This window comes from Methylomicrobium sp. Wu6 (assembly GCF_035916875.1).
Taxonomy (GTDB): Bacteria; Pseudomonadota; Gammaproteobacteria; order Methylococcales; family Methylomonadaceae; genus Methylomicrobium.
Genome location: NZ_JAXUHN010000091.1, coordinates 82,359 through 98,636, shown reverse-complemented (window position 1 = coordinate 98,636; position 16,278 = coordinate 82,359). Strand labels below are relative to the sequence as shown.

Sequence of the window (16,278 nt, the reverse complement as noted above, 5' to 3'; positions counted from 1 at the left end):
GTGGCAACGGCGTGGGCTAATCATGCTAAAGTTAGCCGATTCGTTAAGCCCATATATTTCAACCTCAAAACGATCAACATGACTGAAGCAGCAACCCTTTTTTCCGAAGCAAAACACGTGATTCCGGGAGGCGTCAATTCGCCGGTGCGTTCGTTCAGCGGCGTCGGCGGCACCCCGATCTTCATTGAGCGGGCGCAAGGCGCTTATATTTACGATAGTGAAGGCAAGGCCTATATCGACTATGTCGGCTCCTGGGGGCCGATGATTCTGGGACATGCGCATCCCGAGGTGATCGCGGCAGTCAAGGCTACGGCAGAAAAGGGCCTGAGTTTCGGCGCGCCGACCGAAATCGAGACGCGCATGGCACAAACAGTCTGTGAGCTGATGCCGTCGATCGAGATGGTGCGCATGGTCAGTTCCGGCACCGAGGCGACGATGAGTGCGATCCGGCTGGCCCGGGGCTACACCGGACGCGACAAGATCGTCAAGTTCGAGGGCTGCTATCACGGCCATTCCGATGCGCTGCTGGTCAAGGCCGGCTCCGGCGCGCTGACCTTCGGCGTGCCCAGTTCGCCCGGCGTACCGGCGGCGGTCGCGGAAAACACGGTCACCTTGACCTACAACGACAGCGGGGCGGTTGCCGAGTTATTCGCGCAAATCGGCGAAGAGATCGCTTGCATCATCGTCGAGCCGGTGGCCGGCAATATGAACTGCATTCCGCCCGCGCCAGGATTTCTCGAAACGTTGCGGAAAGTCTGCGATCAATACGGCAGCGTGTTGATCTTCGACGAAGTGATGACCGGTTTCCGTGTCGGTTTGCAAGGCGCGCAAGGCGTTTACCGGATCAGGCCGGATTTGACCACCTTGGGCAAGGTGATCGGCGGCGGCATGCCGGTCGGTGCGTTTGGTGGCAGTCGCAAGATCATGGAGTTTTTGGCGCCGGCGGGCCCTGTTTATCAGGCCGGTACCTTGTCGGGCAATCCGGTTGCGATGGCGGCTGGCCTGGCGACGTTGAAATTGATACAAGAGCCGGGGTTCTATGAAGCGCTCGGCGCGAAAACCCTAAAGTTGATGAGCGGCTTACGGGCCTTGGCGGATCAATCCGGGATCGGCTTCACGACCAACGCGGTCGGCGGCATGTTCGGACTGTTCTTCAGCGGCAAGGACAAGGTGACACGCTTTGCCGATGTGATGCAATGCGATCAGGATCGCTTCAAGCGCTTTTTCCATGCGATGTTGGGGGAAGGCGTGTATCTCGCGCCTTCCGCGTTCGAAGCGGGCTTCGTGTCGGCCGCGCACAACGAGCAGGACTTGAATGACACGCTAGAGAAAGCGGCAGTTTGTTTCAAACAGCTATCAAGGTAGAATTTGCTTGGTTAACCAAGTGTTTGCCGGATATTTGCGAGCGCGTGACCGCTGTTTTCGGTGGCTACAGCCGCAACTATCTTGCACAGAGGCTTGTTAAAAAAATTATAAATTGTGATAGAATCGCAAGCGGAACAATTCATTACCGTTGTATTACCGTCAGTGATTGTTTGCTCAATCGAATAACTACAAAACAGAGGACATAATAACTATGAAAATCTTGAACAAAATCGTACTTGCTGCAATGGTCGGCGCTTCTATGGGAGTTTTTTCTACCTCTGCGATGGCGGAAGCTTCTGACGGCCGTATCGTTTATGCACCAAAAGAAGCGATTGATTTGACCCTTAAGAAAATTGAAGCGGCTCTTGCGTCGGCTACCACTGGCGGAGACGCTGAAGTAATCGCCAGCTTGACCAAGGAAGCAAGCGATATGAGTAAAGAAATCAACGCAAACGACAAAGTGGACATCGCTCGCAGTCGTGCCAACGTTGTATTGAAAAACGCGCGTAACGCTGCCAAAGCCGGCAATATTCCGGAAGCCGAGCAACTGTTGAGAAAAGCGCTGCAAGACTTCACCGCGCTGAAAGGTTTGCTTTAATTTTTGCTTGAAATCCTATCGGGAGGCCTCGCGCTTCCCGGTAGGTTTTTTCTCATTCCTCCGTTTCCCTTCCTTTACGCAAACCCCGCCTGCTCAGGGTTGTTATTTTTCCTTAATGCCCGCCGCCGCTTGCTCCGTTGTCAGCCGAGACCTTGCTGACCCACGGCATCAGCAAGAGCGTGCCAAAAAACACCACGGCCAGAATATGAAACATCGTATTCAGCGTCAACACTTCGGCTTCCCGGATCGCTAAGCCGTAAAGCTGCTTCAGTGCGGCCAAGTCGGCATCGGGCAGGCCGGCGCCGGATAGGCGTTGACTTAATCCGCCGAGCAAGGCCCGGGTTTCCGGCGACGCGGCCGTGACATGTTCGCGCAGTGCCGCGTAATTGCCCTTGTTCAATTGAATCATCAGCGTATTCGCGACAGCGAGACCGATCGCGCCGCCCAGGTTGCGCGTCAAGTTGTAGAGCCCGCTGGCATTCTTGACTTCCTCCGGCGGCAAGGTGCCAAGAGCCAGGGAATTGATCGGCAGGAAACAATACATCAACGAAAAGCCCCGAATCGCCTGCGGCCAGAAAAACTCCCAGTAGCCGGATTCATAAGTCAGATTGCCGTTCATCCAGCAGCCCAGCGCGAAACCGGACAAACCCAGCGCCAGCATCAGCCGCGAATCGATGCGTTTCACCAAGGGGCCTGCGACGAAGGCGGACAGCAACTGAAACATGCCGGTGACCATGATGTACTGGCCGATCTGCAGGCTGTTCAGTCCCTTGACGCTGGCCAGATAAACCGGCATTAGAAACATCAGCGTGAACATGCCGATGCCGAGTATGAAACCGAGCGTGCAGCCGACCGTGAAGTTGCGATTGCGGAACGCCCACAGGTCGACGATAGGATGATCTATCGTCAGTTCGCGGTAAAGCATCGCCATGCCCGAGGCGACCGCGACGAGCGTAAAGAACACGATCTCCCGGCTCTCGAACCATTGCTCCTTGACGCCTTCTTCGAGCACGAATTGCGCGCTGCCGAGAAAGACCACGATGTAGACGATGCCGAGAAAATCGATTTTTTTCAAGAGTTCCCACTCGGGTTCATCGACCCGGACGTACTGCCAGGTCGCCAAACACACCAGCACGCCCGGCGCGAGATTGATCAGAAACAGCGCCTTCCAGGATACGACTTCGGTCAGATAGCCGCCCAGCACCGGCCCCGCGGTCGGTGCAACCATCACCACCATGCCGACCACGATCACCATCGCCGGTTGCAGGCGCGGCGGAAACAAGGTGTAGATCACCGCAAACACGGTCGGTATCATCGCGCCGCCGAACAAGCCCTGAAAGGCCCGGAACACCACCATCGACGGCAGATTCCAGGCCAGCACGCAGCACAGGCTCATCAGGGTAAAACCGCCGCAGGACAGCACGAACAAAATGCGCGTGGAAAAGGCGCGCGCCAGCCAGCCCGACAGGGGGATGATCACGACTTCCGCGACCAGGTAGGCGGTCTGTACCCAGGTGATCTCGTCCTTGGTCGCCGACAGCCCGGCCTGAATCTGCTCCAGAGAACTCGCAACGATCTGGATGTCCAGAATCGCCATGAAAATACCGAAGACCATCGCGGTGAAGCCGAGCCATTGCTGGGTCGTCAGCTCGCCATCCGGTGGGGTTTCGATCTTTATTTTTGCCGATGCATGCGGCTTGTCTTCAGGACGGTTGGGTAATGATTCACTGACAGACATGACCGTTTACAGCACTCTGACCTTGATCGTGGTCGAGAGCCCAGGCCTCAGGCCGTCAAAATCGGCGCCCGCACGGAACTTGATCTTCACCGGCACCCGGCGCACGATCTTGGTGAAATTGCCGGTTGCGTTTTCCGGCGGCAGCAGGCTGAATTCGGAGCCGGAAGCCGGCGCGAAACTGTCAACGATGCCTTCGAAAACGCGGCCGGGAACCGCATCGACCCGAATTTCAACTGCCTGTCCCGCTTTCATCTGGGCGATCTGAGTTTCCTTGAAGTTGGCTTCGACAAACAGTCCGTCGCCCGGAATCAGGTAGGCCAGCGCGCCGCCCGGTTGCACCAGTTGTCCGACCTGCACGCTGCGGTTGCCGATCACCCCATCGAGCGGTGCGACGATGCGGGTATTCGCCAGGTCGATGCGGGCCAGTTCGAGCATCGCCTCCGCCGCTTTCAGGCGGGCACGGCTTTCGTTGATGCGGGCATCCAGCGTAGAGAGCCGGCTTTCGGCACCCTGCCTAGCGGAAGCGAATTTGTCACGCTCGGCCTTGGCCTGTTTGTAGGCCGATTCGGCCGCGTCGCGGCTTTGCGCGGAAATGGCACCTTCTTTTGCGAGGTTCGTAAAGCGCTTCAGATCCCTGGCCGATTTTTCGACGCTCGCATCGGCGGAAGCGATGTTCGCGTGCTCTTGGCGGATCATCGCTTCCTGTGCCCGTTTGTCGGTTTCCAGGGTGACGGCGCTCGCCTTTTCGAGCAGGACCTGCGCCTCGGCCTGCGCGGCTTTGGCCTGGAAATCGTGGTCGTCGATCATGACCAACAGGTCGCCGCGCTTCACGTGTTGGTTGTCTTCAAACAAGACATCCTTCACATAGCCGCTTTCCTTCGGGCTGATCAGGCTCATGTGTGACTTCAGATAGGCATTGTCGGTGCTCTCGAAAGGATGCACGGCCTTGAGCCAGTAAAAGGCGCCGGCCGATGCCGCCAGCAGAAGAAGGGCGATCAAGAACATCGGTGTCTTGTAAAAGGGAGTGCGCATAAATTGAAGATTGCTAAACTGAACGGTTTAGTTTATTTTAGTCGCGAAACAGCTCCCCAAGCAATCAATTTTTCTCTGATACCAGCATGACTCATCCTTCCAGATCCAAACGGCAAGCCATTCTTGCCGCCGCTCGGCAGGCATTTCTCGCGCACGGTTACAGCGGCGTCAGCATGGAAGCGATCGCCGAGGCCGCGCCGGTCTCGAAGCCGACCTTGTACAGTCATTTTCGCGGCAAACAGGAATTGTTTTCGGCAGTGATCGCCGAACAGTGCACATCCCTGCTCGGAACGCTCGCCAGCTCGCAGGACTGTAGCCAAAACCCCGAAGTCGGACTGAAAAAGATAGCCCGCGCGCTCGTCGACCTGATTTATGCGCCCGAATCGCTGCAGCTTTACCGGCTGATCATCTCCGAGCAGCAAAATTTTCCGGAATTGGGGGCTCTGGTCTACCGGTCCGGCCCCGAGCCGGTTCTGAAACAACTGGCTTCCTACCTTGCCGAGCTGGCTGACTGCGGCGCCTTGCAAATGGCCGATGTCGACAGATCAAGCCGGCTGTTTCTGAGTATGTTGAAGGGAGACGAGCATTTTCGCTGCCTGCTCGGGCTACAAGACGGATTGAATGATGCCGACAAGGCAGGTATGATCGATGCCGCCGTTACTTTGTTTCTGAAGGGACATTGCTATGAAGCGTAGTCTCGCGTCATGTTTGATCGCCGCCGGCTTGGCCGGCTGCGCGGTAGGCCCCGATTACAAGGAAGCCGCGCTAAGCGTCCCCGAGCGCTGGCAAGCCGCCGGGTTGAAACCGGCGCGAGCGGGTGCTAAGCCAGTCGATTCCGAAGCGTTGAAACGTTGGTGGCAGAGTTTCGGCGATGCCGAGCTGGACCGCCTGATGGCGGAGGCGCTGGCCGGAAACCTCGACATCAAGATCGCGCTGACCCGTATCGATCAGGCACGCGCCGAGCGCCGCAGCACGCGCGCGGAGCTGTTTCCGAAAGTCGATGTGGCCGCCGGCGCGCAACGCAACGAGAATCCGTTTCCGGGATTCGCGCCCGGTATCAAGTTCAACCTGTTCGAACTCGGCTTCGATGCGCTTTGGGAAATCGACCTGTTCGGCCGTCAGCAGCGGCGCCTGGAGGCCGCCTCCGCCGATTTGGAAGGCGCAGCCGAGCAGTATCGCCAGTCGCAGGTCGTGCTGACTTCCGAAATCGCGCGCACCTATGTCGAATACCGGAGCCTTCAGAACCAGCTCAGAATTACGCGTTCAAACCTGGAATCGCAGCAGAAAACGTTGCGTCTGACCGAAAGGCTCAACGATGAAGGCGTCGGCACGAAACACGACGTGGTGCGGGCGAGGGCGCAGACGTTCGCCACCGAATCCCAGATTCCGGCGTTCGAAGCCCGGCTGACGGCGGCCTTGCGCCAGCTCGAAGTGCTGGCCGGGCGCAGGCCAGGTTCCCTGGACAAGCAGCTGAATGCAAATGGCGCGGTGCCGGCGGCGCCGGCGGTCCAGATTCTGTCTTCGCCGGCCGAAACGATACGTCATCGCCCGGATCTTCGCGTCGCCGAACGCAATCTCGCGGCCGCTACCGCGATGCAGGGGGCTGCTATCGCGGAACTGTTTCCGAAGCTGTCGCTGTCGGCCTTTGTCGGGCTTCGCAACACCGACATCGAACAACTGTTCAAATCGGCGGCGTTCTCGTACGGCACCGCCGCGAACCTGTTGCAGCCCTTGCTGAATTTCGGCCGCATCCGCGCCGGCATCGATCTGGCCGATGCTAAGCAGAAGGAAGCCTATCTGAGCTATGAAAAGGCGGTGCTGGAGGCGCTGCAGGAAACCGAGACCGCGATGACCCGCTACCTGAAGGAAGAAATCCGGCGGCAGACGCTCGCCCGCACGGTGGCCGACCTGAAGGAGTCGGTCCGCTTGTCGAATTTGCGCTATACGGAAGGCGTCAGCTCGTTTCTGGACGTGCTGGACGCGCAGCGCGCGCTCTATGTCTCCGAAATCGATCTGGCCCGCTCGGAGGCGGATACCGCCACGAATCTGATCGCTCTGTACAAGGCGCTGGGCGGCGGCGCGAACGCCATATCGACATAACTGAAACTTGCCGGGAGGATTGATGGGCGCACAGACAAAATCGATACTGACCTGGGGTCTTGCGGGAGCCGTGATCGTGGCCGCAGCCGTCTGGTGGAGCTTGCGTCCGAACGGGCTGCCGGCGGGCATCGTTTCCGGCAATGGCCGTATCGAAGCGACCGAAATCGACATTGCCACCAAGACGCCCGGGCGGGTCATCGAGATTTTGGCGCACGAAGGCGACTTCGTGAAGGCCGGCGATCTGCTGGCGCGGATGGATTCGGACGTGCTGCTGGCACAGCAGGCGGAGGCGGAGGCGCAGGTGCGTCAGGCCGAAAACGCCTATCTGACCGCGAAATCGATCGTGGTTCAACGCGAGAGCGAACGCCTAGCCGCCCAGGCGGTCGTCGCCCAACGCCAAGCCGAACTCGATGTTGCCCGCAAGCGTTTGAAGCGCTCGCAGCGGCTTGTCGGCGAAGGCGCCATCCCGCAGCAGGAAGTCGACGATAATCGCGCCCGGGTGCTGGGCGCGGAGGCGGCCGTCAGGGCCGCCGAGGCGCAGGTCGCGGCCGCGCGCGCCGGCATCGAGGCGTCGAGGTCACAGGTAGTGCAATCGCAGTCGTTGATCGAGGCGGCCAAGGCGACCGTCGCACGTCTGAAGGCCGATATCGACGACCGCGCACTGAAGGCACCGCGCGACGGCCGCGTGCAATATCGGGTCGCCGAACCCGGCGAGGTGCTCGATGCCGGCGGACGGGTGCTGAACATGGTGGATCTGTCCGATGTGTACATGACGTTCTTTTTGCCTACCGAGGCCGCCGGCAAGGTGGCGCTCGGCAGCGAAATCCGCCTCGTGTTCGATGCCGCGCCAAATCTCGTGGTTCCAGCCAAGGCCAGCTTCGTCGCCAGTGTCGCCCAGTTCACGCCGAAGACCGTCGAGACCGAGAGCGAACGCCTGAAACTGATGTTCCGCGTGCGTGCGAGAATCGCTCCCGAGCTATTGAAACAGCATCTCGAACAGGTCAAGACCGGTTTGCCCGGCATGGCCTATGTCAAAATCGACCCGGCCGCCGAATGGCCCGCCGAACTTGCGATCAAGTTGTTGAAATGAACGGCCTCACGCCTGCAGGACCTGTCGTCAGCATGCAGGGTGTCAGTTTGCGCTACGGCAGGAATCTCGCCCTCGACAACCTCAGTCTGGATATTCCGAGCGGCCGCATCGTCGGCCTGATCGGTCCCGATGGCGTCGGCAAGTCCAGTTTGATGTCGTTGTTGACCGGGGCAAGGAAAATGCAGAAAGGCACGATCGAGGTTTTGGGCGGCGACATCAGCGATGCGGCGCACCGCCGCGCGGTCTGTCCGCGTATCGCCTATATGCCGCAGGGACTGGGCAAGAATCTCTATCTTACGCTCTCGGTATTCGAGAACGTCGATTTTTTCGGCCGCCTGTTCGGCCACGAGCAAGCCGAACGCCATCTACGCATCGCCGAACTGCTCGATAGCACCGGATTGAGCCCTTTCCGCGATCGACCTGCCGGGCAACTGTCGGGCGGGATGAAACAAAAGCTCGGGCTGTGTTGTGCGCTGATTCACGATCCCGAACTCCTGGTGCTGGACGAGCCGACTACCGGTGTCGATCCCTTGTCGCGCGCCCAGTTCTGGGCGCTGATAGATCGCCTGCGCGCGCGCCATGCCGGCATGAGCGTGCTGGTCTCGACCGCCTACATGGACGAGGCAGAGCGCTTCGACTGGCTGGTTGCGATGGATGCAGGCAAAATCCTGGCCACCGGTACGGCGTCGGAACTGCGCGCAAAAACCGGTGTGGAGACGCTGGAAGCGGCTTTCATCCGGCTACTGCCGGAGGAAAAGCGCCTGGGCCACAAGCAAATCGCGATACCGGCGCGGGACACCCGGGGCGAGCCGGAAATTGCGATCGAGGCGCATGATCTGACCATGCGCTTCGGCGATTTCGTCGCGGTCGATCGCGTCAGTTTGCGCATCGAGCGCGGCGAAATCTTCGGCTTTCTCGGCTCCAATGGCTGCGGCAAGTCGACCACGATGAAAATGCTGACCGGCCTGCTGCAACCGAGCGCAGGCGATGCTTTGCTGTTCGGCAGGAGCGTCGACGCCGGCAATCTGGACACGCGGAGGCGCGTCGGCTACATGTCACAGGCGTTCTCGCTGTATTCCGAACTGACCGTGCGGCAAAACCTGGAACTGCACGCCCGGCTGTTCCACCTGCCCGAAGCTGAAATTCCCTTCCGCGTGACCGAGATGGCCGATCGCTTCGGGCTTGGACCGGTGATGGACGTCCTGCCCGACAACTTGCCGCTGGGTATCAGGCAGCGCCTTTCGCTGGCGGTCGCGGTGATCCATAAGCCCGATTTGCTGATTCTCGACGAGCCGACTTCCGGCGTCGATCCGGTCGCGCGCGACAGCTTTTGGGAACTGATGATCGACCTGTCTCGCCGCGATCGTGTCACCATCTTTATTTCAACCCATTTCATGAACGAGGCCGAGCGCTGCGACCGGATCTCGCTGATGCATGCCGGCAAGGTGCTTGCCAGCGACAGCCCCGCCGCGCTGATTGAGCGCAGCGGCCATGCCTCTCTGGAAGCGGTCTTCATCGACTATCTGAAGGAAGCGAGCGGAATTGACGATGCGCCGGTGGACACTGCCTCGGATGCAAATGTGATTGCTGGCACAAGCTGTCATACCCGCCGGGAAACGGGTATCCTTAAGCCTGCAATAGGGAAGAGGGAACAAGTCTCGCCGCACCCCCGTTTCAGCCTGTTGCGGCTGTTCAGCTATACCGTGCGCGAAACCATGGAACTGCGCCGCGACCCGATTCGTTGGCTGATCGCCCTGTTCGGTACCCTGCTGCTGATGGTCACCTTCGGTTACGGCATCAGCATGGATGTCGAGGATCTGCGCTTTGCCGTGCTCGACCGCGACCAGACCCTACTCAGCAGCAACTACGCGCTCGACCTCGGCGGTTCGCGCTACTTCATCGCCCAGCCGCCTATCGCCGATTACGACGAACTCGACCGGCGCATGCGCAGCGGCGAACTGAGCCTGGCGATCGAGATTCCGCCGAACTTCGCGCGCGATCTCGAGCGCGGCGATAACGTCAAGATCGGCGCCTGGGTCGACGGTGCGATGCCGACCCGTGCCGAGAACGTGATTGGCTACGTGCAAGCCATGCACCAGGTCTGGCTGCTGGAGCAGGCGCGCCGGCATGCGACGGGCCATGTGCCGGCGGGACTCATGGCGATAGAGACGCGCTTTCGTTACAACCCCGACGTCAAGAGTCTGCCGGCCATCGTGCCGGCCGTGATCCCGATGTTGTTGATGCTGATTCTGTCGATGCTCAGCGCGCTCAGCGTGGTGCGCGAAAAGGAGCTGGGCTCAATCCTGAATCTGTACGTCACGCCGGTGACCAAGCTGGAGTTCCTGGTCGGCAAGCAACTGCCCTACATCGCGATGGGGATGATCAACTTCTTTCTCGTCTGCGCGCTGGCGGTGTTCGTATTCGGCGTGCCGCTCAAGGGTAGCTTCCTGCTGCTGACCCTGGCCGCGCTGCTTTACGTGACTGCCTCCACCGGCTTGGGGCTGTTGATCTCGGCTTTCACCCGCAGCCAGATCGCCGCCGTATTCGCGACTTCGGTCGCCACCATCATTCCAACCCGGCAATTTTCGGGTATGATCGACCCGGTCTCGTCGCTGGAGGGTGGGGCGCGCTTCGTCGGCGAGATTTTTCCGACCACGCATTTCATAACCCTCTGCCGCGGCACCTTTTCCAAGGCACTGGGTTTCTCCGAGCTGGGTTCCTCGTTGCTGCCGCTCGCCCTCGCCATTCCGGTGATTCTCGGTTTGAGCATCTTATTGCTGAAGAAACAGGAGCGCTAGGCGTGCAGACTTGGCTGAATATATTTCATCTCGGCGTCAAGGAGCTGCGCAGCCTCGGGCGCGACAACCTGATGATGGTGTTGATCGTGTTCTCCTTCACCGTCCAGGTCTACCTGACCGCGAAGAGCCTGCCCGAATCGCTGCACAAGGCCCCGATCGCCTTCGTTGACGAAGATCATTCGCCATTGTCGTCACGTATCATCAATGCCTTCTTTCCGCCCCATTTCCTGACGCCGGCGATTATCGACCAGTACGCCATGGACCCCGGCATGGACGCGGGCCTGTATACCTTCGTTCTCGACATCCCTCCCGATTTCCAGCGCGACGTGCTGGCCGGGCGGACGCCTTCGATCCAGCTCAACGTCGACGCCACGCGCATGTCGCAGGCCTTTATCGGCAACAGCTATGTCCAGAACATCGTCAACGGCGAGGTGACGGCCTTCGTGCAGCGCCATCGAGCCGTCGCGACCCTGCCTGCCGAACTCGAAGTGCGCGCCCGCTTCAATCCGAACCTGAGTTCGGTGAGGTTCGGGGCGGTGATGGAACTGAGCAACAGTATCACCATGCTGTCGATCATCCTGACCGGCGCGGCGCTGATTCGCGAACGCGAACACGGCACGATCGAGCATTTGCTGGTGATGCCCTTGACCCCGTTCGAGATCATGACGGCCAAGGTCTGGGCCATGGGCCTGATCGTGGTCATCGTCGCGACGGCATCGCTGGCCGTCGTCGTGCAGGGCGTGCTTGAAGTGCCGATCGAAGGCTCGATCGGGCTTTTCGTCCTGGGAATGGCGCTGCATTTGTTCGCGACCACCTCGATGGGGATCTTTCTCGGCACCGTGGCGCGCTCGATGCCGCAAATGGGCATGCTGATGCTCGTCATCCTGCTGCCGCTGCAAATGTTGTCCGGCGGCATCACCCCGCGCGAGAGCATGCCCGAACTGGTCCAGAACCTGATGCTGGCGGCACCGACCACGCACTTCGTCGCGCTCGCCCAGGCCATTCTTTACCGTGGCGCCGGTTTAAGTATCGTCTGGCCCGAGTTTCTTGCGCTGATCGGCATTGGCGGCGTCTTCTTCGTGCTGGCTCTGGGCCGCTTCCGCAAAACCATCGGTTCGATGGCCTGATCCGTTCTAAATTCTGAGCAGAAAAATCTGAGGAAACTGAGGGTAACGCGTCAGCATGCAAATTCATCAACTGTATCGCCGGTAAAAGCTGAATATGACCGTGTAGGAGGCATGGGATTTCTTTTCCTCTCTCCATCATCTGAACGATATTACGCCGGCTTTTTTCCATGTCGAAATCACCTCCAATGTGCCCGAAAAAATTTATGCCGGCTTATTGATCAGCTATAGGATGAAGGCCGTGTTCGGCATTCCGATGGCATGGCTTTCCGAAGTCAGCCAATGCGACGAGCCGAAACGCTTCGTTTATCAACAGCGTATCGAGCTCTTCAAATTCTGGAGCCATGAAGTCTGTCTGACTGAAAAGGAAAACGGCATTCAGCTTGAAGACATCATGTCCTATGCGATGTCCTTCGGTTGGCTGGGCGGGCTTGTGAATCGCTGGCTAAGTGCGAACCGGCTGGAGCGAATCGTCTACACACGACGTGATGATTTACAAGCAAGATGGAAATCATCGCAAGCTGCACATTGCCGTGTTCTATAGAAGAAGCAGACGCTTAGGTTTGTTTATCCTCTCATGGCTTTGCGCCTTCTATGTATAATCGACTATCAATCTGATGCTTTGCCCAATCGTTCAAGGATGATTGGGCGCTTATTTGGAGAACCAATGTCTAAAGACAAATCCACAGCCAACTGGCACGCACTCGAAGTTGACGATGTAATCAAGCGTCTTGACGCGGATCGTCATCACGGCCTGTCTTCCCACGAAGCCTCGCTGCGCGTGAAACGTTTCGGACGCAATCGCCTCCCTCCGCCTCGGAAACGCTCCGCTTTATTGCGTTTTCTGCTGCAATTTCACAACATCTTGATCTATATCATGCTGGTGGCCGCCGGAACGACGGCATTGTTGGGCGATTGGGTCGATACATGCGTACTATTCGCCGCTGTTGTTGTCAATGCAATCATAGGTTTTATCCAGGAGGGCAAGGCGGAACAGGCCATGAATGCCATCCGCAGCATGCTCTCCCTGCATACGACGGTGATCCGCGATGCCAAGCGCGCGGAGATCGAAGCCGAATATCTGGTCCCGGGCGATATCGTGGTGCTGGCTTCCGGAGACAAAGTGCCCGCCGATCTTCGGCTTATCGCTGGCAAAGGTTTGCGTGTGAATGAGGCCATTCTAACCGGTGAATCCGAAGGGCGGGAAAAGACCGCGAGCCCTGTGCCAAACGACGCCCCGCTTGGCGAGCGCAACGGTATGCTGTACTCGGGCACGCTGGTCACCTCCGGCCAGGCGACAGCGGTTGTTGTCGAGACCGGCGTTCGCACCGAACTGGGACGGATCAGTTCCATGCTGGCCCAGGTCCGGACGATGACAACGCCGCTGCTGCGGCAGATTACCCGATTCGGACACTGGTTGGCGCTGGCCATTGTTTTATTGTCCGTGGCGACATTCGTGATCGGCGTGGAGTTGCATGGGCATCCTCCTGCCGAAATGTTCATGATGGCCGTGGCTTTAGCCGCATCGGCCATACCCGAAGGACTGCCGGCGATCATGACCATCGCACTCGCTCTTGGCATGCGCCGCATGGCTAAACGCAAAGCCATTATTCGGCATCTGCCGGCAGTGGAAACACTAGGTTCGGTCACGGTCATTTGTTCCGACAAGACCGGCACATTAACCCGGAACGAAATGACTGTGCAAAGAGTGGCTACCGCCGAGCATCTGTTCGATATCGGCGGCGTGGGGTATGCGCCCGACGGCGGCATTTATTTGGCGGGGGCGGCAATAACAGCCGACGACTACCCCGAGCTGGCCGAAATAGCCCGCGCCGCCGTGCTTTGCAATGATGCACAGTTACACCGGCTCGACGACGATTCCTGGCAAATGGTGGGTGATCCCACCGAGGGCGCCTTGCTCACATTGGCTGCCAAGGTCGGCGCCAATCCCTCATGGGAACGCGAAACATTGCCGCGTACCGACGCCATCCCTTTCGAATCGGAGCACCGTCTGATGGCTACGCTCCATCACGATCATGAAGGCAGCGGATATATTTATGTCAAAGGCGCGCCCGAACGCATCCTGAAGATGTGCAACCGCCAGGGCAGCTTCCGGGCGGCCAAGGAGACGGCGCTGGATGCCGACTACTGGCGCCGCTGCGCCCGGGAGTTCGCCGCAAGCGGTCTGCGCGTCCTGGCGATTGCCGCGAAATGGGTCGAGGAGTCACGGCGTGAGGTGAACTTCTCGGATTTGGAAGACGGTTTTATCCTGCTCGCTCTGGTCGGCATCATCGATCCGCCGCGAGAAGAAGCGATCACCGCCATTGGCGCCTGTGCCAGCGCCGGCATTCGAGTCAAAATGATCACCGGCGACCATGTCGAAACGGCGCAAGTCATCGGCGCCCGGCTTGGGATCGGCCAGGGAAAACCAGGCTTGACCGGAGCCGAAATCGAAGCGTTGGATGACCAGCAGTTGCGCGGCGTGGCGCTGGAAGTCGACGTATTCGCCCGGGCAAGCCCGGAGCATAAACTGCGTCTGGTGCAGGCATTGCAGGCGGCGGGTCAGGTTGTCGCCATGACCGGCGATGGCGTCAATGACGCGCCGGCGCTGAAGCGGGCCGATGTCGGCGTGGCCATGGGGCAGAAAGGGACCGAGGCCGCCAAGGAAGCGTCGGATATGGTGCTGGCTGACGACAATTTCGCCACGATCGGCAACGCCGTTCGTGTGGGAAGAGGGATCTACGACAATATCCAGAAATTCATCCTGTTCATGCTGCCGACGAACGGCGGCGAAGCCCTCGTAGTGATTGCGGCCATTCTGTTTGAGTTGGTCCTGCCGTTGACGCCGGCTCAGGTACTCTGGATCAATATGGTGACTTCCAGCACCTTGGGGCTCGCTCTGGCCTTTGAGCGCCCGGAGCAGGACGTCATGCGCAGGAGGCCTCGCGATCCTCGAGAGCCATTGCTTTCCTGGTTTTTCGCATGGCGGGTCTTGATGGTTTCAGTGCTCTTCATGGTCGGCGTGCTTGGCCTTTTTCTCTGGGAGATGCACCGGGGATCCAGCCTGGAAACCGCGCGCACCATGGCGGTCAGCACCCTGGTCGGCGCGGAAATGTTCTACCTGATCAACAGCCGCTATATCTACAAGTCAGTCTTGACAGTCGAGGGTTTATTCGGCAATCGTTATGCGTTGATCGCCATCGCGGCCTGTGCAGCCTTGCAGATCACATACACCCATACCGGACCCATGCAGGCTTTGTTCGGATCGACCGATCTGTCTCTGGAGGAATGGTTGAAGGTTGCGCTTGCCGGGCTGTTCGTATTTGTTATCGCGGAGTTGGAGAAAGCCGTGATTCGTCTCTTCAGATACCTCAAATCAGAAATGGCGTGCCAGTGATAAAGCTGTTTAGAAGTTAACCTCACGATATTGGCGCTAGGGGGACATCCTGTGCCATAGCCATGAATTTTAGCGGGGTTGCGATGCGTCAGGACAACGATAAATAAGTTAACCCCGGCAGCATGGCATGCCGTTACTCAGACATAAGTTTAGCAACGGCGGCCGTAATTGAATTTTTCGATTGATTCAACTCTTCGATCACGCGCTGTTGCTCTGCAAGCGAGCGGTTTTGGCTCGGATTGAACTTGTCCTGAAGTTCGGTAATTTCGATTTCGAAGCCTGCGATCATCTCGACCAACACCGCGCGGCGTTCATCCGCAAGGTCCAATTGATAGGGGCTCGGCATTTGCGACTCATGGACTTGAGTCAACTGTTCAAGCAGCTTTGCCGTTCGGTTTTTGTCGTCAATCGGCCGCGTTTTTCCATAAACATGAGCCACGGCGTAATTCCAGGTTGGGATGCCGGTCGATTCATGCCATACGGGGGAAATATAAGCATGTGGCCGAGTAATTTGCCGTGATTGCAGGCGGAAGGGCTCAAAAGAAAGGGCAGATCGCTGACAAACGGTGTACCGTCAGGAGTCGTGACCGACATCTCAAACGAATAGTCTCGAATCAGCGCCGCGAGACGCTCGGGGTTTTCCTCTTTGAATTGTTTCGGGATGTACATGGTTAAGGTTTAAGATGGATAGGATGGGCTGATGTACCAAGCCCATCAATCGAGAACGATGGTAGTCATTCAAAGTCCTGAAACGAAGGAGGCATCCTTTGTATCAATTTAAATTTAACAAGACACTCTCTATCAAAGGGATCGGTTAACCGGCGGCAATTCAGAAACCAGCTTGACCGTAAGCGGATACGCCGGGTTACAATCATTACCTCATCGGATAAGCTTAGCCATGACCAAACCCGTCACCGCCAGCTTGCCGCCGACTCGGTTGAATTGGCGGCGATACGCGAAGCGAAGAAAGAAGTCGGGTTTGACGTGCGCTTAGCCGCGCTCTTAGGCATTTATTCGGACCCGAAAGGAGGCTCGT

At 58.6% G+C, this 16,278-nt stretch carries 11 protein-coding genes and 2 pseudogenes; 10 read left to right on the top strand and 3 right to left on the bottom strand.

Annotated features, from left to right (window positions below):
• Positions 1 to 78: 78 nt before the first annotated feature.
• Both hemL and U2W12_RS16930 read left to right on the top strand, forming a co-directional pair.
• Positions 79 to 1,365 carry a glutamate-1-semialdehyde 2,1-aminomutase gene (hemL, locus tag U2W12_RS16935; protein WP_326501871.1) on the top strand — a complete coding sequence of 429 codons (1,287 nt, stop codon included), beginning with the start codon at positions 79 to 81 and terminating at the stop codon, positions 1,363 to 1,365.
• A 211-nt stretch (positions 1,366 to 1,576) separates the two neighbouring features.
• Entirely contained in the window at positions 1,577 to 1,963 is a 387-nt protein-coding gene (locus U2W12_RS16930; RefSeq protein ID WP_326501870.1) for a hypothetical protein, read from the top strand.
• Positions 1,964 to 2,075: 112 nt separating this feature from the next.
• Here the strand turns inward: U2W12_RS16930 and U2W12_RS16925 are convergent, their stop codons facing one another.
• Positions 2,076 to 3,578 carry a DHA2 family efflux MFS transporter permease subunit gene (locus U2W12_RS16925; protein WP_326501892.1) on the bottom strand — a complete coding sequence of 501 codons (1,503 nt, stop codon included), beginning with the start codon at positions 3,576 to 3,578 and terminating at the stop codon, positions 2,076 to 2,078.
• Positions 3,579 to 3,707: 129 nt separating this feature from the next.
• On the bottom strand, positions 3,708 to 4,733 hold the full coding sequence (locus U2W12_RS16920; RefSeq protein ID WP_326501869.1) for an HlyD family secretion protein: 1,026 nt from the start codon (positions 4,731 to 4,733) through the stop codon (positions 3,708 to 3,710).
• Positions 4,734 to 4,819: 86 nt separating this feature from the next.
• On the opposite strand from U2W12_RS16920, the gene U2W12_RS16915 reads away from it, so the two are divergent.
• From U2W12_RS16915 to U2W12_RS16885, 7 genes are all read left to right on the top strand, one after another.
• Entirely contained in the window at positions 4,820 to 5,428 is a 609-nt protein-coding gene (locus tag U2W12_RS16915; RefSeq protein WP_326501868.1) for a TetR/AcrR family transcriptional regulator, read from the top strand.
• On the top strand, positions 5,418 to 6,833 hold the full coding sequence (locus U2W12_RS16910) for an efflux transporter outer membrane subunit (protein ID WP_326501867.1): 1,416 nt from the start codon (positions 5,418 to 5,420) through the stop codon (positions 6,831 to 6,833). The genes U2W12_RS16915 and U2W12_RS16910 overlap by 11 nt, the downstream gene beginning before the upstream one ends.
• Positions 6,834 to 6,855: 22 nt before the next feature.
• Positions 6,856 to 7,923: an HlyD family efflux transporter periplasmic adaptor subunit gene (locus U2W12_RS16905; RefSeq protein ID WP_326501866.1), complete on the top strand. Its 1,068-nt coding sequence runs from the start codon at positions 6,856 to 6,858 to the stop codon at positions 7,921 to 7,923.
• The gene (gene rbbA / locus U2W12_RS16900) at positions 7,920 to 10,721 is read left to right on the top strand and encodes a ribosome-associated ATPase/putative transporter RbbA (RefSeq protein ID WP_326501865.1); all 2,802 of its coding nucleotides are present in this window, start codon (positions 7,920 to 7,922) and stop codon (positions 10,719 to 10,721) included. The genes U2W12_RS16905 and rbbA overlap by 4 nt, the downstream gene beginning before the upstream one ends.
• Positions 10,722 to 10,723: 2 nt before the next feature.
• Positions 10,724 to 11,848 (top strand): ABC transporter permease, encoded by a 1,125-nt coding sequence (locus tag U2W12_RS16895; protein WP_326501864.1) that lies wholly within the window; start codon positions 10,724 to 10,726, stop codon positions 11,846 to 11,848.
• Between the two features lie 187 nt (positions 11,849 to 12,035).
• The gene (locus tag U2W12_RS16890; protein ID WP_326501863.1) at positions 12,036 to 12,389 is read left to right on the top strand and encodes a hypothetical protein; all 354 of its coding nucleotides are present in this window, start codon (positions 12,036 to 12,038) and stop codon (positions 12,387 to 12,389) included.
• 123 nt (positions 12,390 to 12,512) lie between these two features.
• Positions 12,513 to 15,242, top strand: coding sequence for a cation-transporting P-type ATPase (locus tag U2W12_RS16885; RefSeq protein ID WP_326501862.1), 2,730 nt, complete (start codon positions 12,513 to 12,515; stop codon positions 15,240 to 15,242).
• A gap of 133 nt (positions 15,243 to 15,375) precedes the next feature.
• On the opposite strand, the pseudogene U2W12_RS16880 reads toward U2W12_RS16885, so the two are convergent.
• A pseudogene (locus U2W12_RS16880) lies at positions 15,376 to 15,911 on the bottom strand (FMN-binding negative transcriptional regulator).
• Positions 15,912 to 16,172: 261 nt separating this feature from the next.
• Here U2W12_RS16880 and U2W12_RS16875 point away from each other — a divergent pair.
• Positions 16,173 to 16,265, top strand: a pseudogene (locus U2W12_RS16875) (NUDIX hydrolase); the annotation flags it as partial.
• Between the last annotated feature and the right edge of the window lie 13 nt (positions 16,266 to 16,278).